This window comes from Bradyrhizobium barranii subsp. barranii (genome assembly GCF_017565645.3).
Classification (GTDB): Bacteria; Pseudomonadota; Alphaproteobacteria; order Rhizobiales; family Xanthobacteraceae; genus Bradyrhizobium; species Bradyrhizobium barranii.
Map to the genome: position 1 here is coordinate 9144940 of NZ_CP086136.1, position 23508 is coordinate 9168447.

A 23508-nucleotide genomic window follows, 5' to 3' on the forward strand; every position below is an offset into this window, starting at 1 on the left:
TCGAAAGATACGCGGGGGTAGTGGAGGCGGCAATCCGGTGATGCCGCTCCCCGGTTGCCTTACATGGAGGAGCGAATCTCGGAGGCGAGGTCGGCCAATGTCGCCTTCACGTCCGCAGCATTAACCATCTTCTGCATGGCAACTGCCCAGGCGTTCATGGCCTCGGCAAACCCTACGCGCGGCGTAAAGGCGAGCGCAGCCCGGTCCTGAACACTCTTGAAGGTATCCACGAAATTTGTGAATTCCGGTTTAGCCGCATAGTCGAGCCAAACCTTGTCGCTCCAGGTCGAAGCGCGCGGCGAGTTGACGAGCTTGCCGGCGATGGCACCGTTCAGCTCGACCTGCTTTGACGTCGCCCACTGAATGAAGAGCCAGGCCGCTCCCTTTTTCTGGGAAGCAGCATTCATGGCCAGGGACCAGATCCAGATGTTCGATTCGAAAGTCTTGCCGTTCGGAGCTCGCAGTGGCGGAGCGAAAGCAATCTTCGCCCGAAGCGGGCTTGCCGGCAACATCGTTCCAGAACCCGAACATGTTAGAATCGATCGCCATCGCTGTCCGACCCGAATTGATGCCATCGACCACTTGGTACCAGTTGTCGTTGGCAAAGGATGGGGCAGCACACCTCTTGATCATCTCCACGTAGTCTTTGTGGAAGGCGATCGACTCGGGAGAATTGAGACCGGTTTCCAACTTGCCGTCCTTGACGACGAAGTCGTGTACACCATAGGACTTGGCGATTGAGATCGCGGCCGTGTGGATGCTGCTCCAAAAGCGCACTCCTCGCACACCCAGGGGCGTGATCGCGGGATCGGCAGATTTTAGCTTTTCGCATGCCGCCGACATTTCCGGCGGGGTTGTCGGAACCTTGATACCGTGTTTGTCAAGAATGTCCTTACGGTAGAACAATTGGATGTTTTCGAACCCGTGCGGGATGGCCCACACCTGACCCTGGCCCGGTTCGATCTGCCCGCCATTGACTTGCCAAGTCAGCGCGTCACGCAATGCGGGGAAGAAGTCCTTGTAGTCATAGCTTGCCGATGTGAGCTTAGGGTCGTTCAGATAGCGGTCGAGCGGCTCAAGCAGTTGACCGGGCGCAAGATCCCAAGCCGGTTGAATTCCTGTGACGACATCCCACGAGGGCGATTTTGTGCTCAGCTGGATGGTCAGCTTATTCCAATAGGCATCGTCCGGATAAAGCTCGGGCGTCACCTTGATGCCCGTCAACTTCTCGAACTCAGGAAGCTGTGCTGCAACCGCGTCAGCATATGGATGGATGTCGTAAGCCCAAACGATCGAAGCGCCCTCGAACTGGCGCCAGTTGATATCCTCCGCTTTGGCCTGGCCGAAAGATGCGGCCGCACCGGACAAGAGAGTTGAGCAAATCAGAGCGGCTTTGACGAAATGGTAAGAATGGCCGCGCGGTGCGGCTAGCGTCCTTGGCATTGGTCCCTCCTCTGGGCTCTTCGGCCCTCAAGTTCACGTGCCTGTCGTCTTCCAGGGCCGCGAGTGTTGGTAACGCTAGCCGTGATTTTCCGCCCTTATGCACCCATTCAGATCGAAGTTGGGTATTTTTGGGTAAGTCAAGAAAACAGCGTTACAGCAGCCGTTGCAAAAGCCATGGGGAGATGATCAATGCAGGCCCATGTTCAGACCCCGCGCAGCCAGCCTACAAACGAGGGCCGAGCCGGGCCAACCGCCCGAGCTGATGCATAGTAGCTCGTTCGAATCCCTCTGTTAATCTCACCTTGCGGCACGGACGCCTCGATCTTGTTCTTGATTGTGCTGCTTTTAAGAGGGACGAGTGCTTGATGCATTGCCGCAACCTTTCTCGATCCGCAAACAATCTGGTCTCTCAACCCGCCATATTGCAGGACGAAGCTCGAGCGCGACCGCGAGCATCAGCAACAAGGCGTTGCGGATTAGGCCCAACGAAAGCCTCAGCCAGGCTGAGGGTGAGGCGGAGATTGTGGTCGACGGCGGTGAAGGCGATGTTGGCGGCGTCCCCCTCCCGGCCCTTTGAGATGGCAGCGACCGAGATGCCCGTCGCTCTTCATGTGGCCATTCACGGCTCGATGACTGAGCGGCGCCTGAGCCGATGCGCAGATAAGATTGCCGCAACTTAAGGCCGCACTCGCGGGCCAGCCGATTGGTTAATCGCCGCATATTCCAGCTTGGCATCGGTCGGGAGGTGATTGTCTTGGGCTGAACGGTGGTCTCCACCGTCGCTGCTTGAGATCGCGCGTCCGCAACGCGCCGGTCTCATGCGCCCCCTCAAGCTCTCGGCCAGCAAGAGCTCCAGCTTGTCGCCGAGCCGCTTACGTCAATGGCCAAGCGTGCCCGTTACGCAAGCTGGCGCCCTCGTCAGTCCGAACGCCTACGTGGGCGTAGGAAGAATCGGATCAAGCTCCTCCTGCTCGAGGATCTTGGATCCATCTTTGGCCAAGTATGCCGCCAGTGAAGCGATGCCGGAGTTTGGTGGGCAACGAGCGGGTGCGGACTTTTTGGTCGGCGCCCGCCCCGAGATGCGGCAGGATCGGTCGTCCGACGGCGCGCTCCATCGTGTGGAATATCCAGGTGCCGTCCGGATCGATATCCGACCAGTGAAAGATCGGGGTTTGTTCGGACACCATTGCCGAGATCGTGCGCAGGGCCTGTTGGCTGGCAAGCGAGGGATACCCGCCAACATACAGCGTAGCACCCAGTCGAGCGGCGTCGGCCTCGGCGACGTGCCTGTTGAAGCTTGCCAAGTTTTCGAGCGTCAAAACATACGCCGGCGGCTCCCGGAAGCGGACATGATCTGCCTCCTTAGGCGCGATCCCGAGATGAGCGGAGTGGCTCCGGAGAGATCGGCCCCAAGAAGATCGATCTTACCCGCGATCAGCAGCGGCGGGGCAAAGCGTTCCAGCCCGATCGCCCGCAGTGCCTCGCGGGGCCGCGCGCCCGGAGGAAACTCGAGGACGCCACTCAGGAGCCGAACCACGACGCCTTCAACGCGTTCCAGCGTCTTGCTGTGCTTCACCGTCCGTCGCGAGAAGGTCTTATAGTCCACGTCGAGATGCTTGTTGTCCAGGATGGCCTGGGCGAGATCGAAGGCGTGGCGCAACGTATCGACATCGGACGAAGCGACCCGCGGGCTACCGCTCCCGGTCGATCAACGACGGATCGACTGGTGCGCGCATCCGCACCTGAAGCGGTGGTTCGATCTGGTCAAGGCAGGCCGGGCGTGATCCGCGCGCAGCGGCGTTCATCGAACCATGATCGCCGCCCGGCGCGACCCTAACGATCAGCTGGCCGGCGTATGGTAGCCTTTCGGTTGCCATGCGCGACCCTTGAGGCGATCCATGGCCATGATCGAGTCCGCCGCCCCATCCGCGCCGCAAGTCCAGCGACATGGCTCGATCTTTGACTGTAGGAGGCGCTTCATCCAGAATAAGAGTTTAGGACTTTGGTTCTTTGAATGCCTTCTTCTTCAAGGCGGATAAATAATTTCCTCGAACTCTTGGACGAGATTTACCGGCCAAGCGCATTTCTAGCGTCACAACAAGTTCCTCAAATTTTTTGCGTGTTGCGCCCGCCAGAGGTCGTTGCCGATAATAGCTGTACAGGCGCTCGGTTATGACAGCTGTCACCCACCGTGGCGTATCTTCCGATTCGTAAAACTCACTTATCCTGGTTATAGCTAGGGAACGAGTCGATCTCGAGCAACATGAAAGAGCAGAGCAGCGTGCGAATTGCAGATGTCTTCTCGCTGCGTATCTGCTCATCGATAAAATCAACCAGCTTTTCGCTTCCAAGGCTTTGATAGGCGATCTCGGCAACGATGGTCGGCATGACATGCTTGATCGTACCCTCGATGAACCTAAATAGCTGGGACAGCTTTTCAGGGGAGAGCGTGCTTCCTTTCTGTTCACTTTGGCGGCGACTTCGCCTCCATTATGTATCGTGAACTAGATCATCGATTGGCTCTTTGAGGCCGGAAAGAAAGCCTCGAAGAATTGTTTCCCAGCACGTCAAGCAATGTTCCAGATGAGCTGTCTTTACTTCCTTATCGACAAACTCAAGATTTAGGATGGCTGGCAGGAATTTTCGACGTTGATCTGAAAATTCGTATAGACGAACGATTGCAGTGTCGCCGCTGTCGGTCTCCACAATGCTGTAGCCGTTGAACCATTCACGGCTTCCATACAGGCAGCCGGCCTGTGAAAGTATCGCATCGCCCATCGTGGTTTTACGTAACTCGGGTCCTGGACGACGAATGTGACCGCGAGCGAGTAAGTCAAACGCATGCTTGGAGCCGCCCTTCGACAGCTACTTGGTCAGATTCATTCATTGCAGCCTTTAGGACAATTTCCTCGTCGTGCTGGTGTTTCGCCGAAAGATGAAGGTCAGAAAGGTGCAAAACTTTCATAGCAGTGCGGGTTCCGTCGATCACGAGTGGGTGGAGCGAGCTATGCGCGGAACGCCGGAGGAAAGTTACAGCCTTTCGATAGCGTGAGCCATCTCTCTGCGGCCTTACGAGTCGCAGCAGGCACTCCTCAATCCTGGGTCGGCATCGCCCCTGGTATCGCTGATAGCGTCGGCAGGGTGCGCAGCAGCACCCACACTCCGGGATTTCGTAGCCTCACAAACTACAGCAGCGGCGTTGCCGCTTTTTTGCGTTTCCGCCCAGGAGTCATGCTGAACAAGAGCGCGAGGCCTCTCTTTCAAGCAGCAAAACGTCGCCATCGCAGGCCAATCCACCGCAGCTTCGTCGCGGGCCATCTGGCACCCTGTGCCTGGCAGCGCGGAATCTTCCTACAGGCAACGGTGCGGTTTGTGCTCAGCGTTTGCGATCAGGCTGCGCCAACCCTCTCAAGAGGAGTCAAAGGAAAGCGATTTGCTCGACGATGAAGCGGTTCGGCCAGTCGGAGGAAAACTCTCAGCCCGCTGCGCATAACATATCGACAAGCCCAGAACACTGCTGTAGGGAAGTGCACAATATTACGCGCGCTACCTAAGGGCGCGCCCAGTCGTTCATGTTTCAAGTTCGCCCGTACGCCACGGGCTCAATACTGTTCAATGTGAGCTGGCGCGAATGCCTAGCATCCGAGCCTGTTTCAGTGGCTTGCCAGCGATCTCCAGAAATAGCGTGAGGGAGACGACGCGATGACTGTGCGCGAGCGGCTATTTACTTTGCTGCGCAACCTTCGTGGATCACCGTCCTATCGGTAGCCCTCTCAGTATTGCTCTACCTGCCAGATCAGATTCAGGAGCTCTACCGGATAGCCGCCGACGACCTTGGTTGGGTGACGTTCAGGGAGTTCGCTGCTCTGGGCCTGATTGCCATAACAATTTGGGCAAGCGCGTTTCAGCTCACAACTGCATCCCTGGCGCAAATCCCTAAGCCTTCGGGGCGGCTCGCCTTCTATATAAGACTTGCTCCCGTCCTGCTTGGAGCACTGCCGATCATCGCCGCCGCAGCAGGCCAACTCGCCTCGCGACCGGCGCGAAAGATTGGGGAGGTCGAGGAAGTCGGCAGCATCTTCCGCATCCAGGACCAGGCGCTCGCGTTTGAGCGGAACATGCTGTTCATCCTCGCGATCGCCATGCTGATCATGCTCGCCTGTTTCGTGGCATTTACTCGGCGAATAGGGTCAAGAGATCGCTCGATTGATATCGCGAGTCGTGCCAACAACGCTTACTTCGTCCGCTACAGATTTCTCGCGCTCTCGATCGGCGGCATCGTGCTGTTGACAACAGCATTCGTCCTGCTGCCGGATAGGCTTGCACAATTTCTCGGATCGTTCGGCGTGATCGCTCTCTTTGCGGTCTGCGTCGTTGGTCTCACGGTCCATTTTTCTCTCTTGACCATCAGATTTGCGTTTCCGTTTATTCCGGTTGTCTTTGGCGGCTTGTTTCTGCTTGCCTCCTTATTGGGAGGTGACGACCACGAACTGCGTACCGTCTCCGAAGCAAACAGCTCGCCGGAAAAAGCGCGCATGTCCGCAGCGGCCGGATTTCGCGAGTGGCTTTTACAGAAGCCGCGGGTGGAGGAAGCCAAGAGACTCGGCGAATATCCCGTCTTCATTGTGGCGGCTCAAGGCGGAGGGATCTATGCCGCCAATAATGCGGCGCGGTTTCTCGCGCGGCTGCAGGATCTCTGTCCGGCATTTCGCCAACATCTGTTTGCGATCAGCGGTGTCTCTGGGGGCAGCGTCGGTTCGGCAATCTTCGCCGCCGCACTCCGCGCTCAAACTGCGCCCCTTGATTCGAACGCCGTCGACGGAAAGACATGCCCCAAAATCGCAGATTTCCTGGCAGGGGTTGGACGGGTGCAGGATATTGATGCTCCCGGACCGGTCGAGCAGCGCGTTGCAAGCGTCTTGGCAACTGATTTTCTGTCGCCTTTGGTTGCCGGATCTCTGTTTACTGATTTCACCCAAATGTTTTCACCGTTCCCGATCCCGGCCTTCGATCGCGCGCGCTTTCTCGAATACACTTTGGAGAACGCCGGTGACAGAATTCTCGGCAGCCAAAAGGGCAACGGCGATCAATCCAATCTGCTAAGGGCCGACTATCAATCCCATTGGGCGCCGGGCAACAACATGCCGGCCTTGTTGTTCAACACGACCGATGCCGGCAGCGGCAAGCGAGCCGTTATCTCTCCCTTCGATTTCGATCCATTGCACCCGAAAGACACGGACCTGTGTGTTCTTGCGGCGGTCGAACGCACGGGGGCTGGGACTGACCAAACGGTTAAGAGCCACTCGCTTCATATTCCGCTCAGCACGGCCGCTTTCACGAGCGCACGTTTTCCGTGGGTGACGCCGGCGGCGACCGTTTCCGTCAGAAACGACTGCATAACCTCTCATCCGCAGGCGCGCCTGGTGGACGGCGGATATGTGGAGAACTCTGGGATTGAGACCGCGCTCGACCTAGTTGAGAAGCTCAATGCCATCAAAGGTACCTCCGACGCGCCGAGATTCCGCATTTACCTGCTGTCCCTCGTCAGCGGGCAATTCGGTGATCATGGCTCATTCATGTTCGGCGATCTCATGGAGCCGGTACGTGCACTCCTGAGCACGCGAACCTCCCGAACCTATATCGCGCTCAATCATGCAACCAGCATCGATCGTCGCCCGGACCCCGAAGTCACTCAAAGCGTGCAGCGCTTTCCAACCTTCGGCCGGACGGACATAACGGGCTTGTTCTATAGCCTGCCACTCGGATGGACATTGTCCTAGAAGACCGAGGATATCATCTCATTAAGCAGCGGCCGCTTTTGGGACTGCGTGCCGAAGGATGACCTCGATCAGGCCCGCGAAAGGCAGAGCAATGCCGATTGCCTGCAGGTGAAGTTGTTCCATCTTCTGAATGGATCGGTCGCCACCGCATTTGAAACGCTTAAAGATGCCAAACTTGCACGGGCTGCCTACGCGGACGAGCTAGCGAAGGAATATCGACCAACGCCAAAGATCAAGCCGCAGCCATTGCTTGCTTGCTACGAGAGCAATTGGCTGCAAAAGCGCGGTTATGAGGAATATCAGCAGAAGGTTGCCGCCTACGAGCACCAGTTGAGTAAATCGAACAAAGACCATTCGCCGGCCCCTCCTCCTATTCCGCCCTATCGCAAGAGCTATATGGCCTACTATCAGGCCGAGCAGGTCAAAGCCTTGTTGCAGGAATGGGATCGCGTCGAGGAAACGGATCCCCGTATCCTGGCCTACATTCTGGGATCCATCTCTTACGACAGCGCCGATTTTACGCGCAGCAGCGAGAACTTTTCTTACAGCGCGGTTTCTCAACTCCCGCAGAAATGGCGCGATCGCATCGACGAGAATAACGCAAGGCTTGTGGCCGCCAACCAGTCCCCAGTCGACGTGAACTCTTTGCTCAATCATCCCAAGGAACTAGCCAATTTCATGCTCGCTTACGAGGGCAATGACTTCGGCAACCAGCCCGGAACGGATGACGGCTGGCTGTTTCGCCCGCGAGGAATGTATCAGTTGGTCGGCCGCGAGCAGTATCAGGAAGCGCAGGACCAAATGCAGCGGCTGGGCGAGCTGCAAGGACTCGATCTGCTAACGCTTCCCGACGCGCTATGGGATGCGAAGATCTCGGCCATGGTTACTTTTGCCCACTTCCGATTGCACCGGTATAAGGACGGCCGGTTACCTCCACCCGACAACCGCCGAACGCTGTTCGAGTTGCTCAAGGATCGCGCGAACGACTGGACAGCCGTGCGCGCGCTGCAAACGGATATGGCGCATCCAGGCGACGCCGCGTGGGTCTATGCACGTAGTGAGATGTTCCTCGCGTGTATCGAGGAAGCGTTGCATCCGACCAAACTGAAGACCTTGCAAAGCCAATTCTATGGTGAGGAATGAGCGGTTTGGTCCGGTTGCCCACATTGCTGTGGTGAGGCGCGTAGCGGCGAGATCGCCGCTCTCGAGGGCTGTGTTTCAAGTATTGGTCTTACAGGGGGGTTTTCTATGATCGCGAGGTGTCAAATGCACGGATCGCTGTTTCGTCGACGGATTGCAAGCTTGTTAGCGGCGGGGGTGATGTTGGCTGCTGCTTTAGAGGTAGGAACGGCTCCGGCGCAGGCAGCATCCAGGCCGCTTGCACCCAATGATGTGTCTATTCTCTTTCCTCCGCCGAAATCGGCGGCCGACCTCGCCAATCTGATCGCCGTGTCCGATCTCGCCGGCCCTACGGGATCGCCGCAGCGGCTGTTTTCCGACGCGGACTTCACGCGCTTTATCGCCAATGCCGAAAGTCCGGAGCATCCGAGCGTGCCGGATTCAGGTGCACGGCACATTCAGTTTCCAGATGAAGTGAAAAAGATCGAGGCCTGGTTTGTGGCCGGCATCCGTATCGATCCGGGCGCGCCGGGATTGTCGCCGGAGATCATCGCGAAATTTGGCCGGCAACCGCAAATCCGCCTCATCATTCAGCCGGTGACCAACGGCCCGGACGGCTTCAAGGTTCACGACACCGCAGGCCACCTTATCTTCAGCTTCAGTCTCGACGCGGATCCGCCTTTGGGCGGTTGCGCGCCGTTCCCGCGATTCAAACCGGACGATGAAGCCTTCAAGGCGATCGTTCGTGACGTCGCGACCTTACGCGATCAGCTCGCAGCCGGAGATTTTGGTAAGGTCAAGGTCTCGACTGCCGGTGATTTGAACGTGCATCCGGGTCTTGTAGGGGCATCGGCGAAGGCGTTTCGCGATGCGCTGAAGACCTTGCTTGAGAAGCATCTCTCGCCGCAGCGACTCAACACCATGGCAGTGATGGGCATCGCACCGCCCGAACCGTGGATTTTCGTATCGATGTTGAGGGTCCCGCAAGCGGGCTTGATAGCAGTGCCCGGTCCGACGCTTGATGGCATGCACGCGGCACAGATGTTCAGCGCGATCGGCGAAAGGCACGTGGTCCCGCAACCGGTCACGAACAATCAAAATCCGATCAGCTGTCGACACGCGGCATTGCAAAATCCGCCCTTACCCCAAGCTGATCGTAAGGGTGTTTCGACCTCCGAGTTCATCGATGGGAACCTGCCCAACAACCGCATCATCGAGATCGTCAATACCATTGCCGATCCGAAGAAGAGCCATTTCTTCAATACCGATTGCGTGAGCTGTCACACCGAGACAGCACAGCCACTCGCCCAGGAAAATACCAAATTTCGCACCGCTTGGCGTGAACCGCGCGGTCTGGCCGAAAGAAAACTGGAATGTCCGCAACTTCGGCTGGTTCCCATCCTTTTTGCACGGCGGCCCGGCCGCGGCGACGATAACCAGGCGCGCGGCAGCCGAGACGATCGAAGTAGTCACCTTCATCAACAGCCAATTGCTGAACAAATAACAAACGGTCGTAGTTTCCGGCAGCGTGCCGGACCGACTGGACGCATGAAAGAGAAGATGGAGTACTGCTATTGGGAGACCTTCTTTTGGCTCTCGTCTTTATTCCCGGGCGCTGCGCTGGCCTCATATCACCAGCCTGCTGTTGGCAATCGTCGTTGTTGTGGTCGTGGCGGCCGGCCTGGTGTATTTCGCGCCGGAGAGGGTTCGCGATGCAGCTCTTGAAATCAAGAACGACGCCAATCTGGTCGCTCAATTGCTGCCTGCGACCCTGCCGGAGCCATCAAAAATCGAAAGCGCTTATTGGCTGCCGCAAAATTGGACCTCCCGCCAGCGTTACTGGTTTCACCACACATCGCAGGGGACGGCGACCATTCCTGTCCCTTATCAGTGGTTTTTGGCCCTGGAACGCCCGGAGCTGTCCTTCTCTTACACGAAGTTGACCGACGAGAACTACCTGCGGCGCCTCGGCTTCATTCCGAGCCCAGGCTCAAAGGACTTCGCCGGTCATGCGCCCGCATACGGTTATCACGAGGATGCGCAGAATGGGGACACAGCGAACCCCGGTTGGAGTCCAAGCCCGCCCGAGAATCCGAATGCTTTGCCGGTCGGCTTTGCCATCCTCAAGGGCGGTATCGATCCGACGACCGGCGCTCCGTATGATGATCAGATCGGACTAACCTGCGCCGCTTGTCATACAGGGCATCTCGAATACAAGAATGTCAGCATCCGGTTCGACGGCGGGCCAGCGATGGTCAATCTTGGCGAGGTTGAAAGAGCCATCGGGCTGTCGATCGGTTACACGCTGATCTTGCCATGGCGTTTTGAGCGTTTTTGCCAGCAAGCTGGAGCAAATCAAAGGGCAGAGCGTCGATCGAAAGCAGCTGCGAAGCGATCTTGAGCTAGCACTTCAAAAGATCAAGAACCAAAAGGCAGAGACGGACAGACTTTTGACGGGCCAGGGAGTGGCGGATCTCGATGAAGGATTCGGTCGACTTGATGCGCTGAACCGGATCGGGAACCAGGTTTTCTATACCAACCTACTCGATCCCGTGACCGGTAAACTCAGGGACCCACTCCTTAAGGGCAACTTCGCGCGCCACGATGCGCCCGTGAGTTTTCCACCGATCTGGGACACGCCGTATTTCCTTTGGGCGCAGTATGACGCCTCTGTTCTGAACGAACTTGTTCGCAATTCAGGCGAGGCGCTTGGTGTCAGCGCGAAAATCAATATGACAGCGGCCGCACCTGGACGGCCGCTTTTTGGCTCGTCGATACATCTGTCCGAAATCGCGCGGTTCGAAGAGCTTCTTCGCGGCACCGATCCCTTTTCGACGGGAGATGCAGCCGGCAGAAAATTCACCGGGCTGATAGCGCCCCGATGGAAGGACGCAGCGGAGAAGTTCCGCGGTGACCAGGCCTGGGCGATTGATGAAAGGCTCGTCGAACAAGGTCGCGATCTTTATCGCGCTCACTGCTTTGAATGCCACCGAGGCCCGGTCAACGATGCTGCCTTCGACAAAAAGTGGCCGGAAGATTCGTTCTGGAGCCCAGAGAACCCCGATCGTTCAGCCAAGAACGAGAAGAACTGGGTGGAGATCGGCGGACGCCATTATTTCAACTTGGTCCAGATGCCGGTCTCGGCGATCGGCACCGACCCCCAACAATCGAACGTCCTGACGACACGGCGCGTTCACCTACCCGTGTCACTCGCATTAAATCCTGCCGATGACCTCAACAAAGCAGGCGGTTGCGGCCTTCTGGCAGATGAAGGGGCAGATCCTCTTTTTGTACTCGCGCTCATGGACGTGGTTGGCAAGACGATCGACCAATGGACCATTGCAAACAGAACTCCTGAAAAGCAAGGCGACAGATGTGGGGGCCGGGAAAGAACTGCCAAAACCAGCGCGTCTATGTCGAAGCGCGTGCGAGCCGCAACGGCAAGGACGAAGTTGTTCTCGCCCTTCAGCCTCAGTACCGGGCGCGACCATTGGACGGTGTTTGGGCAACAGCTCCTTATCTGCACAACGGGTCTGTTCCGACCCTGAGAGACATGCTGGTGCCGCACGCCAAGCGGCCGATGTCGTTTTGCGTAGGCAGCCGTGCGTTCGACCCGGTCAACGTCGGGCTCGCGACGAAAGCACAGTCGTCCGAAAGCTGTGCGGCCGGTCTGACGAACTTCGATGTGTCGCTGCTTGGGAACAGCAATCGCGGACATTCTTTCGAGGGTAAGGAAACCGACTTAAGGAAACTGCCGCCCGGCATCATCGGACCAGAGTTGACCGACGCCGAACGGCGAGCGCTTGTCGAATATCTCAAGACTCTATGAGCGATGGCGTTCGACGCCGACTTGTGTGCCGGCGTCGCTAGCTTCCGCCGAGTTCGAATGCGCCTCGTCAGAACACGTGCCATTCGGCAGATTGTCCCTGCTCAGCCAGGTCATGTGTCCCTCCTGCCGGGACGTCGTCGATTGTCTTGAAGCCGCCATGAGCTCGCCGGTCCTAAGCAGCCCCGACTTGGCGCAATCCTGACGATCCCGCCCAACCGCACTTGGCGATGCTGGGCGCGGCTACAGTTGCGCACTCGAAAACCTGTTCATTTTCCAAAATCTGGGCGCTCCATGTGTAGTTTTTACAACATTTAGCGCCGAGCTATTATGGTTAAGCCAATAATTCGCCCTACAACCTTGTTGTGCAGCGTAGCAACGAACCGGAAAGTTATCGCGGAAGAGGTGGTGGCGATCATTGGCGTGCGAGATCAGCCGGCTGCTACCGATCGGGGCCGTATATCGGCCGACAATAAGCCAAGGCGAGGACTTGGGAGGAATAAGAGCTTGGCGCCGACGGAGCCTCTGAAAACGCTCGCCCCTCTTAGACGGCAGTCGGCCTATACTACCTCTCCTCAAATGCCGCGCCAGAAGCTTCCTTCCATCACCATCAACAATCTCGCTCCAAAGGCCCGCTTTCAGAGACCTCCAAAGCTACGCTTCCGGATTAAATCGACAGCTGGGGGTTTATTTATCGAGGCCAGTTCCGCCCGATGCTCTACTGTTCATCGTTGACCACATATTGTCGCGGCGGCGCTGCACCGAGGACCGAATGCGCATGGCTTCGCGGTACTTCGCGACCGTGCGGCGGGCAATATCAATGCCCGAGACTCGCAGGCGCTCAACGATCGCGTCATCGGACAGAACCGCTGACGGCTCTTCGGATTCGATCAGCTGCTTGATGCGGTGACGCACCGCTTCAGCGGAATGCGCCTCACCGCCATCCGCCGAAGGGATCGATGCCGTGAAGAAATATTTCAACTCGAATGTGCCGCGATTTGTTGCCATGTATTTGTTGGCGGTGACGCGCGACACCGTGGATTCATGCATCTGGATGGCCTCGGCAACGGCCTTTAGATTCAGCGGCCGCAAATGCGCAACACCAAGGGTAAAGAAGCCGTCCTGCTGACGCACGATCTCGGTCGCAACTTTCAGGATGGTGCGGGCGCGCTGGTCGAGCGCGCGCACCAGCCAGGTCGCGTTCTGCAGCGCGTCGTTGAAGTAGGACTTATCGACGTCCTTGCCGATCTTCTTCGACAGCTTGGAATAATAGGTCTGGTTGACCAGCACGCGCGGCAAGGTGTCGCTGTTGAGCTCGACATGCCAGCCGCCATCAGGAGCCGGACGGACATAGACGTCGGGTACCATCGTCTGCAGCCGCGCCGACCCGAACTTCATGCCCGGCTTGGGACTGAGCCGGCGGAGCTCGTCGATCATGTCGGCGATGTCCTCGTCGTCGACGCCGCAGAGCTTGCGCAAGCTCGCGATGTCGCGCTTGGCGAGGAGATCGAGATGCTCGACGAGGGCCTGCATCGCCGGATCGTATCTATCGAGCTCGCGGAGCTGGATCGCCAGGCACTCGCGCAAGTTACGCGCACAGACGCCGGGCGGATCGAACTCCTGCAGGACGGCAAGAACGTGCTCGACATCCTCCTGCGTTGCGCCGAGCCGCTCGGCGGCCTGGCCGAGATCCGGCGGCAGATAGCCGGCTTCGTCGACGATATCGATCAGATACTGCCCGATCATGCGCTGCGCCGGCGCGGTGAATGCGACCGACAGTTGTTCGGCCAGGTGGTCGGACAATGTTGTCTCGGACGCGACAAACGCTTCGAGATTGTAGTCTTCGTCACCCGAGCCGCCGCCACCCCATTCGGTATAGGTGGTCATGGCGCCATCCCGGGCGTCGCGCACTTGGGCCTCGGCCAGCTGATCGCCGCTGACCTGATCGACCTCAGTCGGGGCTTCGGCCCCAGCTGCATCGTCACTGGCACGCTCGAGCAGCGGATTACACTCCAGCTCTTCCTCCACGAAGGTCATGAGGTCGAGATTAGATAATTGCAGCAGCTTTATCGCCTGCATCAGCTGCGGCGACATGACCAGCGACTGGGATTGCCGGAACTCTAATCTTTGCGTGAGCGCCATGAAGCAAGAACCGTTACTGAAGTTGGTCTGCGTTTTGCTCATCTAGTCAGGAGCTGATCTAAGCGCTTTGATGTCGCGCAAAAGCGGATGCGAGGTGAGATGAAGGCAGCGAACAACGGAATCCGACACTCAGTCGGAGCTCCCTCGTCAATCCCCATTGTGCGCGAGATGAGAGGACTAGGAATTCGGATGCGGCACTGTGACGCGAGGGCATCAACAAACGGGACAGCTTCCCGTGGCGATACTCCTATCAAGGACTTGCAGTCCCCGGCAGTTTCGGTGAGTTCTGCGCGTAGCCGCGATCCTCCACCCTCCCGCAGGAGCGCCGGCAACAGCTGCGCGGGGCTCAGGATCAGTGCCTGCCGCCACTCAGACAGTCCCTCGCTGTCGAGCCTTGCTGCACGCTCGAATTAGCGCGAACTTCGAAGCCGATCGTGGAAGGAAGTTGCCCAAACGAATTGGCACTAGGGCTGGCAGTCGAAAATAATTGAGGTAGCGGGTTGAACCGGCCGCAAGATCGCTATTGCGTCAAACGCGATTGCGAGGCGATCACCATTCAGCTGCCCAACGCCTGCCGCTTGTTGGCCGCTAGCGTCTGCCCCATGTGCGTCGAGAAGAGTCTCTTGTCCGGGTTGCTGACGCAAATCGGCAGAAGTTCGAATAGCGGGCATATATTGGCCTGCTCTTCGGCTTATCCTGCCGAAAGTTCCAACGTATTCGGGATGACGAATCTGGGGCCTCTGACGCATCAAATCTGGGACAGTTAGTTTCCTCCGCTTGGCCGCTGAGCGGGACGATCTTGTCGGTTTGGTCGAGAGCCCTGCGCCAGTCGCCTTGCTTGCAGCGGCCGGCCGACATACTCGCTCCGCGAGAGGCGTCCGCACGCGCGAGACCGCCATGATGTTCCTACGACCTCGAGCAACATTTCATCGCTGGCCAGCGGGGTCTTGCCAGCGCGTTGGCCCACTCCTCGCCATATCGGTGCTGCCGGTGAAGCCTGCCGCCTCCCCAAACAACACCTCTCCGAAGCTTCGGTGGGATGCCGACCCCAATCACTCGCCTCAGTGGCATCTGAGCTGCGGCGAAACGACAAGAAGAATTCGCGCTCTTGGTACAACTCACCGGGTCGCAGAGGCAAGCTCCCGAGCCGAACCCCGGCTCATCGCCCGCGTCGTCGTACCTGCCATTCGCGCTCCCGCTGCCTCTGCGCCGATGGTAGCACCATACACCGCGCTGTAGAACACCGCAGCGGAAGTTGGCGCCGCGACATCTTATTCCGGCTACCGACGCAATTGAGCGGCCGCGTGAGGAGTTCGAGCGACGGATCAAGATCAAGACCGTTTGCCATCAGCGGCCGCCGCGGCAATGCCGTCCTGGCCTGCTCACCCCCGGCCAGATCAACATGCGCAAGGTCGACGGCTGGAGACCCCTCACCACAAATCCTTCGATAGGTAACTTGGGACGCGCCTAGTTGTGGGGCGCGCACCATAGCCACAATGCAATGCGCATCGCGATTGAACTCGCTGCGCACGGGCAGGTAGCTTCATGTTAGTGGAAATCGCGCCGACATTGCCGCAGCTGGCAAGCCTCGATTGCACAACGCGAAGCATCAACTTCTCGATAAGGGCCGCGCTGCCGCTCAGGTGAAGGGCCTGGCTTCAGCGATCACGGCTTCGTCCAGCGGCAAGCCCCTGCCATAGGGACGAACCAGCTTTCGCGGGCGGTCGCATCGAGCAGCGGCACCTCAGTTGCCTGATTGATATGGCCGGGACGGCCGGCTGGCGCAGCCTCGAGAGCCTCGAGACGGTTGGTGGCGAGAATGAAGATGCTGTCATTGTTGCTTCAACCCGTTCATTGCGTTGAGCAGCCTGTTTAGCAACACTTACTTGCAAAAACCTATAACAGCGCGATTCCTGGCAAACAGATCGACATCCTCGATCTGAAACGGATGGAACTTCATATCAATAGCGCCGGGATCGCGTGGTCGGTATGACAAAGCATGCGATTTACCGCCTAGGACCTGCATTGTCCGAACTAGGAAATCCAGCCTCAGGCGAGTCTGACGCAGCGAGACTTGCATGAAGCGCCGACGCCCCTAGGTCCACGCCAGCCACTGATAAACACCGGACACGCGCGCCGGATGCGCTTGCCCCGTCATCTGGTTTGAGCCAATTCCGTTGAAGTACATCGTTGAATCCACTAGAGATCGGCTATCCCGACCGCAGCAGATGAATCGCAAAGGAAGAGCCCGCCGACGCAGGGTCCTTGATCGTTCCTTTGAAGGCGTACGGAGCTAAATGATGCCGCGCCGAGTTGCTTTGGCTACAGCATTTGTCCGGTTTGCCGCCCCTAGCTTTCTGATGACGTTCTTCATGTGGAAATTGACGGTATTATCAGTGACGTTAACAAGTTGCCCGATTACCCAGGCTGACTTCCCCTCTGCGACCCAGTATAGGCACTCTGTTTCTCGCGGTGTTAGCGGAATGTCTGTCTCGCAACTCTCATCAAGCGGCGGTGTAATCTGCGCGACAGCGTTGTGAAACGCCGACGCCAATGTCGTGAGATGAGCCATGCGATCCTGTGGATCGGCATCATCGAAAGGAGATGCAAACGATACGAAAGCCGATCGGCCTTGCGATCCAAACAATGGCACGCTCATGCCATGCTTAAGGCCTGCTTCTTTGGCCTCGCGTAAGACGCGCAGCTCACGGGGCTGCAGTTCATATCGACTGGTTAGTTCATCCCAAAGAAAGGGCCTTGGCAGCATTGCTGTCCGCCGGACCACCGGGTCGATCGCTTGATATTCTTGTTCAGCATAGCGTTGGCACCAATCAGACGGGAAGTTTATAGTTGGCGGGGGCGGTAGATACTCTGGCAAACGACGCTCATTGGAGCAGGAGAGTGCTCCGTAGGCGACTTTATCAAAGCCTTCATTGCTCGCGAAATTCACAAGAAGATCGAACAGCGCTGCGATTGATCTTGTCTGTATAGCGCACTCGATGAAGCTGAATAGGTCGGGCCCGCGGCTTTCCCGTCTGCTTGAAGCGAGTGGCATTTTGCCGTGCGACTGGTCATCCATTTTCTATTTCCGTTTGCTTACACAGATGTTGGCTTTGCTTCTTGCAGCTGAAAGCTCGCGCGCGAAAGGAAAGCGCCGGCCCAGAACTGTTTCACACGGTCCCAGCACGCTCCGAGAAGATAATCGGAGCGACTTGACGCACGCTGGCAGGTCGAGCCAAAGCGAAGCTGACTTTGTTCGCTGCTGACCGGTCGGGCTGCTCTCCGAGGTGCCAGTGCCCCAGTCTCTCGAAAGAACGGCTGGCAAATCATGCAACGATTGCGGCGGACACGGTCAGCACTTCTCGTAAGAACATGCCGGCATCTCGAGCGCCACCGCAAAGGAGCGAGGTCGGCATGGAACTGTTCGCAGCTCGGCACACCACACCCGGACGGGTCCAGCGCCCTCAGGTGCTTGCGCATTTTGGGCCACCACCCGCGGACATCAACAAATGGCTGCTTGACGAGGACGACAGCGTGCATGCGATCCTCAGGACTTTCCCAGAACCACCGATGCGCACAGCAATTCTCGCACCACTCGCCGATCGGAGAACTTGCCCCCATAATAGGGGCACTCGCAGAAAGATGGTCTCCTCTGGTTGAGCGGATGTGACATACGTCGAACATGCGACAACGTCTCATGCGCGACACAGAATTTGATATAGATCAAGAGCGTGATTAAAGGCCTGCCGTCTCACCTGCATTGACGGGGCGCGAATGGCACTCCCTGAGTGCCATCTAAACGCGCGAGGCAAGTCCAGTACCAACCTTCCTGCGGGCAGCGGAGCAGCAGTTTAGTGTGGCTCTGCTTTTCGAGCAGTCGAGGACGGCACTTTCGAACTTTCGCTGTGGCTCGCCTTTGCGAACTGCCCATCGGCGTCGTGAAGACTTGCCCCCTCCTTGCAAACCCGAGGAGAGAGCGAATGAACGAGGAAAGAAACAAAGGCTCGTTGTTGATCGGTCCGGGAGCAGGTTGATAGAACTCCTTGTGGCGTGGCGGAAATGTTGCGCCTCTCGGGCCTAGGGTCTGAAGCGGGTTACACGCCAGCTCGGGTGCAGCCTTCACACGATGAAGGGCTATGGAATGGCGGGTGAGGTGAAGCCGTTCAAGTCGTGTCCGGGTTAGCTCTCCCGCACCACGGTCTTCAGGTAATGGTAGGCCTTGATGATCTCGCCCAGGCGCTGCTCCGTAGAGCGGTCGCCGCCATTGGCATCGGGGTGGTGCCTCTTGACCATCGCCCTGTACCTCGCCTTGATATCTCCGAGCGTCGCATCGACATTCAGGCCCATCACCTGCAACGCTTTCCGCTTGGCATTGAAAAGCTTGCGCGTCTCAGGCCTGGCCTCCGCGCGGGCGCGTCCCTTCAGCTCAGCGAGCATGCAAAAAGCATCGCAGTCGTCCTCGGAATGGGCCGGGCTGCCGGTCATCTTGCGGGCGCTGATGGGCTCGCCGATTTTCCAAGTTGGACGATGGCCCGTCAGCGCGTCATTCTGGTAGCGCGCGATCGCTTCGGCGTCCATCCCGGAGAAGAAATTGTAGGACTGATTGTATTCGCGAGCATGCTCGATGCAGAAGTGCCAATATTCGCGCGCATTGTGGCGGCCCTTTGGCGCGGGATGGGTTGCCTTGTTCTGGCAATCAGGCCATTCGCATCGCACCGCGGTCCGGCGCTCCTCCTGCGCTTCCTGCTTGTTGATGCGAATGGAGGCGAAGAATTTGGATGTGTCGCTCAGCATGACTTGGCTCCGTTGGGCGGAGCGGCAGTTAGCAGCGCCGCTTCTAAGCTAGAGAATTGGTTTCGACGGCAAGTTGGATCTGACTCGGCCTTTGCGTCTAGTTCAGTGCATGGTGTAGCAAGCACTTCCCAGCAATCGACATGCCAGGACTCGCGCGCTTGGTTCAGACAATCATCTCTTTGCGATCTCAGATCGATTCAATTGCAATGTGCTGTCGGGCTCTGCACATCGAGGTCTTGAACGGGACCGGGTGAATACGAACAAAGCGGGAGCTATGCAGGAATCTGGCTGATGACGCGCTTAGGGAAGCAGCGGAGCAACGCGGATGGTGAATTTGCGAGAACTTCTCGACGAGGCGATATGGCCAGAATGAGACTATCAACATCCTGCCCTTCGCTCAGCCGCCTGCGGTTGATCATGCGTGCTACAGATTCTGCGCAACAGAGCGCGTGTTCTGCTCGCCCGGTGCCGCGACGGAATCGTTCCAGAGACGCCGGCGAGATGAAGCGGCCAAGGATGGCCGCGCAACACCGCAAAAGCTATCGGCGCAATCGAGGCGGCCGGGCCCAAGGTGAGGACCGGGCGCGCGACTCTCGCCGGTTGGATCCGCTTCACGTACTTGATTTTGCCAGCCGAGCGCGGCGACCAGGAGCTTTGATCCCCTGCTTAGCCGGGCCGTATGTTGACTCGCGATTTCAGGAGGCACGATCGGCCCTGCTGGAAAGGATGCGGCGAATCTTTTGCTATTGGCGATTTTTGGGGCCTGAACAATCGATCGCGGGGCAAATACGTGCGCCGCAGCACAAGTCCGCCGGCGATCAAAGAGAGCCCGAGCTGGTTCTGAGCGGCAAGAAGAAGGCCATGGAGGGTCTCAACGGCGCCCAGCCGGCGCGGTCGCGGAGCATGCACTCGACATCTTTACTGCGAGCGCACCAAATATGTGCGTGGCCGCGATTACCGGACAAGGATCGCCGATATAAAGCCTATTGGCTTTCTGTGTCTTGCCGGCCGAGCACCAGCAGAGAACCACAATCCGAGCGAGAGCATCCGCCGCGGTACGGCACACGAACATGCGAGCCAGGAACCGTTGTCGGCCACCAACCGTATTAGATTGTGCAAGCTGAGCAAGGCGTGAGACGTTGGGATGACCGAAGAGCCACAATCAGTTGCCGAGATCATCGCGGCGTCAGAGTGCCGACAGTATTTGAGCCCGTCCCAAACAGGCAAAAACGATGCCGCCTGCTCGGCTTCGTCACCAGTCGCGGTTGCGGCGAAATGACTGAGCTGAGATCGCACTCCGGTTAGTCTCTAAGCACGTCAGCTTGTCGACAGCTGATCCTAATAGAGTGAGACAGTGACACGATTGGATCGGCATTGCGAGCCGACTCAAACCACCGGAGAGTCGACATGGACCCTTTTAACCGCATCAACCCACTCGACCGTGACCACGCCGCGGCACCGCAACAGCAGCAAGCGGAGTTTGAGCCTTACTTGGATGAAGTGCCCCAGCTTGATACCTCGACAATCGCAGAGAATCCCGTTTTTCATGATCCCTACTACCCTCATCTGTCTGAAGAAGGCCTTAGACTGGCCCAGGCATTGGGACTTGAGCACCAGAGCACGGACCGTCCTCATCCCGAACACGCAGTCACCAGACGCGAGGACGCCGCTGCGCAGCATCGCGCGCCGCAGGACGCTTTAAGTGGGCCGGAGGAACTGACTGCGCAAGGTCACGATCAGGATCCGTGGCAAGAGCCGATACGCGAAGCGATCCTAGCATCGTCTCTCAACCGGCCAGCCCCGGGTGGTCTGGCACCGGATCCCGAAGAAGCCGTTCGTTACTTCAGCTGGAGCGGCGCCTACCGGCCGGCTGCAAACGAGCTAGCCTCGGTCGCTTCCAGCTCAGGTCACGAAGTCGTTGTGGATGAGGATTACACCGGCCAACCTACGAAGAGGCAGAGGACACTAAGCCTGGCGGAAGAAAATGCCACTGCGCGCCAGCGCACCGAGCCCGGCAATTCAACCGGTCGCGAGTTAATTGAAGACGCCGGCGCACCGCTTCTGGCCAGCAGCCGGTTCGTCCTTCCTGAGGAAGTCTACGATCAGGATCTGCTGTGGGCCATGGTGGATAACGCTCGCCCATCGTCATCTCTCGAACCAAACGAGGGTCATCACCAAGCCCTGGACTCAGAAGCGGCCGTTGGTCCGTTCAACGCGCAGCACGGCGACCAGCACGCGTCCGCTGCGCACGAGCGCAGCAACGTCCCGCCGAGCCAGGACAGCCGACCTACCAGTTTTATCGTTCACAATGACCGTTACACGGCGCTGTTCGTGCCTGCGGCGGAGATGAGGCGAAGCACCCCACTCAATCCGCCAGGCTCAACCATTCAATTCGGATCTCGACCGGAAAACGTTCTGCCGCCCAGCCTGCAGCCAACGGATCGAACCGCCCGATCGCTTTTTGGACGGTCGATTGAGCAAGCCGCTCCGGCGTCCTCCAGGGCTCAGAGGACGTACCCCGCGGCCCGCGAGATTTACGCTGCATCATTCTCCGTTCCCGAGACTTTTTTGCACGGCACCCAACCCGCGCCGGACACGATGCGGGCGAAACTCGGCCAGTGGGGCCTTCTGCCGGACGAAGCGCATCCGACAAAACAATACGACATTCATGGTGAGCGCTACACCGCCCTTTTCGGACCGGGAGGCTCCGATGACCTTCGGCTCATCCATCACCCACGAATGTAGACGCCGAGGGACATCTCAAACGCATGGAGCCCGTCCAGATAGTTCCGGAATTGGACTTGCTATTGGACCATAGCTTGCTCCGGCTGCTCGTGCGAGCTTGGCGCGGTTCTGGGCAGCACAGATGTCCGCTGCTCGCGTCGATGACTTGCCAGCATCATCGCTTAGCAACTCCTCGTTGGGCCGAACTTCTACCTCCGTTTTCTTGCTAACTACGGCGTGATCACGTTGATTGCCTCGAGGCGGTTGTGCAGCGAAATCGGCAGTCGAGTGCCGGCCTCCCGCGCACTTTGCCTGCAATATCTGCTCCACATCCACAGTTGCCTGGGCACGCACTGACGCATTCACCCGCGGGCGGCTCTTGAAGCTGCGATGAAGGGCTTGTCGGCGGCTTGCCGGGCCGCGAGAGCATCGAGCGCGCCGTCGCGCTGGTAACAGGTCATGATCGTGCGACACGAGCTCGCCGCTATAATCGACACGGATCTTTGCTCGGAATGCGACTGACTTGCAGCCCTCCCAGCTCACGGCCTTGTCGCTGGAGGCGATCCGCAGCAGGCGGCCCAATACGCCTGGAGAAGACATAAATTGTGATGGAGGCGCGGATAAACGAGCCTACCAATTCGTGCAGCAGATTTCGCAGCTCACGTCAGTTAGTTTGCTGGGTAGTGACTCCGGGAGACTTCTTCAATGCTGATCGTCGACACAATTTTGAAGCCAGACAGGTTTGGCGGTATTGGACTTTTCTCCGCGACTCGTTTGCCCAAAGGTTCGTTGATCTGGATTCACAACCCAATCGTTGACATCACGGTGACGCCTGAACAATACGAAGCCGTAGCTCCAACATTCCAAGCGCTACTTGATAAGCATGCCTATCCAAGAGACTACAAGGCTTACGATGGTGTTATCGAGTACAATGCTGACAATGCCCGCTTCATGAACCACAGCAGCCGCCCAAACACATACCAAGACGACCGCCGAGTTTTCACAGCCCGTGACGTACAACCCGGTGAAGAACTGACCTGCAATTACTTATTTTTCGATCCACGGTGTGACGTATCGTGGAATGAAGAACCATCCATGAATGTTGATGCCCCAACGGGCTAGGCGACGGTGGATTCAAGTTCGCGGTCTGACGACTTGATCCGTTGGCGAATTACGCCGGCAAGACTTTCGGCAACTCGTTGTGGCCATCGACCGACTCGGCCAATTTTCTAGCTGCCTTACCGAGCAAGAAGATTTTGCGAGCGGAGCCTTGTTCGACAGACATCCCTTGGCGCGCAGAGCTCCTTGGCGCACCGTCGCGGGAGCGCTTTCGATGAGGTATCTCCTCGAGGCGGACTTCATTGCATCTCTAGAGCTTACCCAACGCCGGATCTCCGCGGATGTGCCCGTTCTCGCACTGACTTTTGAGTCTTGATCCTCGATATTTCCTGAGATGGCCCGGGCACCGATCCTGATATTACCTTTAGGATAGGCCGATTGTGCCGCTTGATGTCAGAGTAGCAGATGTGCTGTTACAAACGCACTTGATGAGGGCTTATCGCGGCTCGATCTTTGCGCCTCCGATTTAGCTTCGCGCAATGCAGAGAGCATCCGTCCCATCTGGTCACGATCCTACATACTGCCATATCAGGACCTGTTTAGATAAGAGATCAGCGACTA

Annotated in this window: 18 protein-coding genes and 1 pseudogene; 9 read left to right on the forward strand and 10 right to left on the reverse strand. The window is 58.0% G+C overall.

What is annotated here, in order from left to right; translation table 11 throughout:
* Nucleotides 1-59 precede the first annotated feature (59 nt).
* A complete protein-coding gene (locus tag J4G43_RS44445) occupies nucleotides 60-230 on the reverse strand; it encodes a hypothetical protein (protein WP_225005481.1) in 171 nt (56 codons plus the stop codon).
* 19 nt (nucleotides 231-249) lie between these two features.
* The gene (locus tag J4G43_RS44450; protein ID WP_225005482.1) at nucleotides 250-1443 is read right to left on the reverse strand and encodes an ABC transporter substrate-binding protein; all 1194 of its coding nucleotides are present in this window, start codon (nucleotides 1441-1443) and stop codon (nucleotides 250-252) included.
* Nucleotides 1444-1801: 358 nt separating this feature from the next.
* On the opposite strand from J4G43_RS44450, the gene J4G43_RS44455 reads away from it, so the two are divergent.
* Nucleotides 1802-2020: a hypothetical protein gene (locus J4G43_RS44455; protein ID WP_161966258.1), complete on the forward strand. Its 219-nt coding sequence runs from the start codon at nucleotides 1802-1804 to the stop codon at nucleotides 2018-2020.
* A 44-nt stretch (nucleotides 2021-2064) separates the two neighbouring features.
* On the opposite strand, the pseudogene J4G43_RS44460 reads toward J4G43_RS44455, so the two are convergent.
* From J4G43_RS44460 to J4G43_RS44480, 5 genes and pseudogenes are all read right to left on the reverse strand, one after another.
* Nucleotides 2065-2320: pseudogene (locus J4G43_RS44460) on the reverse strand (IS5/IS1182 family transposase); the annotation flags it as partial.
* A 79-nt stretch (nucleotides 2321-2399) separates the two neighbouring features.
* Nucleotides 2400-2762, reverse strand: coding sequence for a Wadjet anti-phage system protein JetD domain-containing protein (locus J4G43_RS44465; RefSeq protein WP_249814716.1), 363 nt, complete (start codon nucleotides 2760-2762; stop codon nucleotides 2400-2402).
* Nucleotides 2759-3103 carry a hypothetical protein gene (locus J4G43_RS44470; protein WP_225005483.1) on the reverse strand — a complete coding sequence of 115 codons (345 nt, stop codon included), beginning with the start codon at nucleotides 3101-3103 and terminating at the stop codon, nucleotides 2759-2761. The genes J4G43_RS44465 and J4G43_RS44470 overlap by 4 nt, the downstream gene beginning before the upstream one ends.
* Nucleotides 3104-3660: 557 nt before the next feature.
* Complete coding sequence (locus tag J4G43_RS44475) at nucleotides 3661-3831, reverse strand: hypothetical protein (protein ID WP_014497906.1); 171 nt, start codon at nucleotides 3829-3831, stop codon at nucleotides 3661-3663.
* Between the two features lie 102 nt (nucleotides 3832-3933).
* Nucleotides 3934-4221 carry a hypothetical protein gene (locus tag J4G43_RS44480; RefSeq protein WP_208088645.1) on the reverse strand — a complete coding sequence of 96 codons (288 nt, stop codon included), beginning with the start codon at nucleotides 4219-4221 and terminating at the stop codon, nucleotides 3934-3936.
* Between the two features lie 1001 nt (nucleotides 4222-5222).
* Here J4G43_RS44480 and J4G43_RS44485 point away from each other — a divergent pair.
* The 6 genes from J4G43_RS44485 to J4G43_RS44510 all read left to right on the forward strand — a co-directional run bounded on the left by J4G43_RS44485 (nucleotide 5223) and on the right by J4G43_RS44510 (nucleotide 12171).
* Nucleotides 5223-7223, forward strand: a complete 2001-nt coding sequence (locus J4G43_RS44485; protein WP_225005484.1) for a hypothetical protein — start codon at nucleotides 5223-5225, stop codon at nucleotides 7221-7223.
* A 48-nt stretch (nucleotides 7224-7271) separates the two neighbouring features.
* Entirely contained in the window at nucleotides 7272-8366 is a 1095-nt protein-coding gene (locus tag J4G43_RS44490) for a hypothetical protein (protein ID WP_225005485.1), read from the forward strand.
* Between the two features lie 123 nt (nucleotides 8367-8489).
* Complete coding sequence (locus J4G43_RS44495) at nucleotides 8490-10067, forward strand: hypothetical protein (protein WP_225005487.1); 1578 nt, start codon at nucleotides 8490-8492, stop codon at nucleotides 10065-10067.
* The gene (locus J4G43_RS44500) at nucleotides 9988-10743 is read left to right on the forward strand and encodes a hypothetical protein (protein ID WP_157790378.1); all 756 of its coding nucleotides are present in this window, start codon (nucleotides 9988-9990) and stop codon (nucleotides 10741-10743) included. Before J4G43_RS44495 ends, J4G43_RS44500 begins: the two co-directional genes overlap by 80 nt.
* Nucleotides 10667-11890, forward strand: coding sequence for a hypothetical protein (locus J4G43_RS44505; RefSeq protein ID WP_166344905.1), 1224 nt, complete (start codon nucleotides 10667-10669; stop codon nucleotides 11888-11890). Before J4G43_RS44500 ends, J4G43_RS44505 begins: the two co-directional genes overlap by 77 nt.
* Nucleotides 11833-12171 (forward strand): c-type cytochrome, encoded by a 339-nt coding sequence (locus J4G43_RS44510; protein WP_275937772.1) that lies wholly within the window; start codon nucleotides 11833-11835, stop codon nucleotides 12169-12171. Before J4G43_RS44505 ends, J4G43_RS44510 begins: the two co-directional genes overlap by 58 nt.
* A 684-nt stretch (nucleotides 12172-12855) precedes the next feature.
* On the opposite strand, the gene rpoN is transcribed toward J4G43_RS44510, so the two are convergent.
* From rpoN to J4G43_RS44530, 3 genes are all read right to left on the reverse strand, one after another.
* On the reverse strand, nucleotides 12856-14310 hold the full coding sequence (gene rpoN / locus J4G43_RS44515; RefSeq protein ID WP_028182138.1) for an RNA polymerase factor sigma-54: 1455 nt from the start codon (nucleotides 14308-14310) through the stop codon (nucleotides 12856-12858).
* Between the two features lie 2293 nt (nucleotides 14311-16603).
* The gene (locus tag J4G43_RS44525) at nucleotides 16604-17389 is read right to left on the reverse strand and encodes a helix-turn-helix transcriptional regulator (RefSeq protein ID WP_018645272.1); all 786 of its coding nucleotides are present in this window, start codon (nucleotides 17387-17389) and stop codon (nucleotides 16604-16606) included.
* A gap of 1100 nt (nucleotides 17390-18489) precedes the next feature.
* Nucleotides 18490-19104 (reverse strand): J domain-containing protein, encoded by a 615-nt coding sequence (locus J4G43_RS44530; RefSeq protein WP_028182306.1) that lies wholly within the window; start codon nucleotides 19102-19104, stop codon nucleotides 18490-18492.
* A gap of 1407 nt (nucleotides 19105-20511) precedes the next feature.
* Here J4G43_RS44530 and J4G43_RS44535 point away from each other — a divergent pair.
* Both J4G43_RS44535 and J4G43_RS44540 read left to right on the forward strand, forming a co-directional pair.
* The gene (locus tag J4G43_RS44535; protein WP_208088647.1) at nucleotides 20512-21849 is read left to right on the forward strand and encodes a hypothetical protein; all 1338 of its coding nucleotides are present in this window, start codon (nucleotides 20512-20514) and stop codon (nucleotides 21847-21849) included.
* 684 nt (nucleotides 21850-22533) lie between these two features.
* Nucleotides 22534-22950: an SET domain-containing protein gene (locus tag J4G43_RS44540; protein WP_208088649.1), complete on the forward strand. Its 417-nt coding sequence runs from the start codon at nucleotides 22534-22536 to the stop codon at nucleotides 22948-22950.
* Nucleotides 22951-23508: the final 558 nt, after the last annotated feature.

What these genes read in the sequence shown, in the direction of transcription:
- J4G43_RS44450 (WP_225005482.1), bottom strand. Translation starts at nt 1,443, where the DNA reads ATGCCAAGGACGCTAGCCGCACCGCGCGGCCATTCTTACCATTTCGTC.
- J4G43_RS44475 (WP_014497906.1), bottom strand. Translation starts at nt 3,831, where the DNA reads ATGCCGACCATCGTTGCCGAGATCGCCTATCAAAGCCTTGGAAGCGAA.
- J4G43_RS44480 (WP_208088645.1), bottom strand. Translation starts at nt 4,221, where the DNA reads ATGGGCGATGCGATACTTTCACAGGCCGGCTGCCTGTATGGAAGCCGT.
- J4G43_RS44495 (WP_225005487.1), top strand. Translation starts at nt 8,490, where the DNA reads ATGCACGGATCGCTGTTTCGTCGACGGATTGCAAGCTTGTTAGCGGCG.
- rpoN (WP_028182138.1), bottom strand. Translation starts at nt 14,310, where the DNA reads ATGGCGCTCACGCAAAGATTAGAGTTCCGGCAATCCCAGTCGCTGGTC.
- J4G43_RS44525 (WP_018645272.1), bottom strand. Translation starts at nt 17,389, where the DNA reads ATGGATGACCAGTCGCACGGCAAAATGCCACTCGCTTCAAGCAGACGG.
- J4G43_RS44530 (WP_028182306.1), bottom strand. Translation starts at nt 19,104, where the DNA reads ATGCTGAGCGACACATCCAAATTCTTCGCCTCCATTCGCATCAACAAG.
- J4G43_RS44535 (WP_208088647.1), top strand. Translation starts at nt 20,512, where the DNA reads ATGGACCCTTTTAACCGCATCAACCCACTCGACCGTGACCACGCCGCG.
- J4G43_RS44540 (WP_208088649.1), top strand. Translation starts at nt 22,534, where the DNA reads ATGCTGATCGTCGACACAATTTTGAAGCCAGACAGGTTTGGCGGTATT.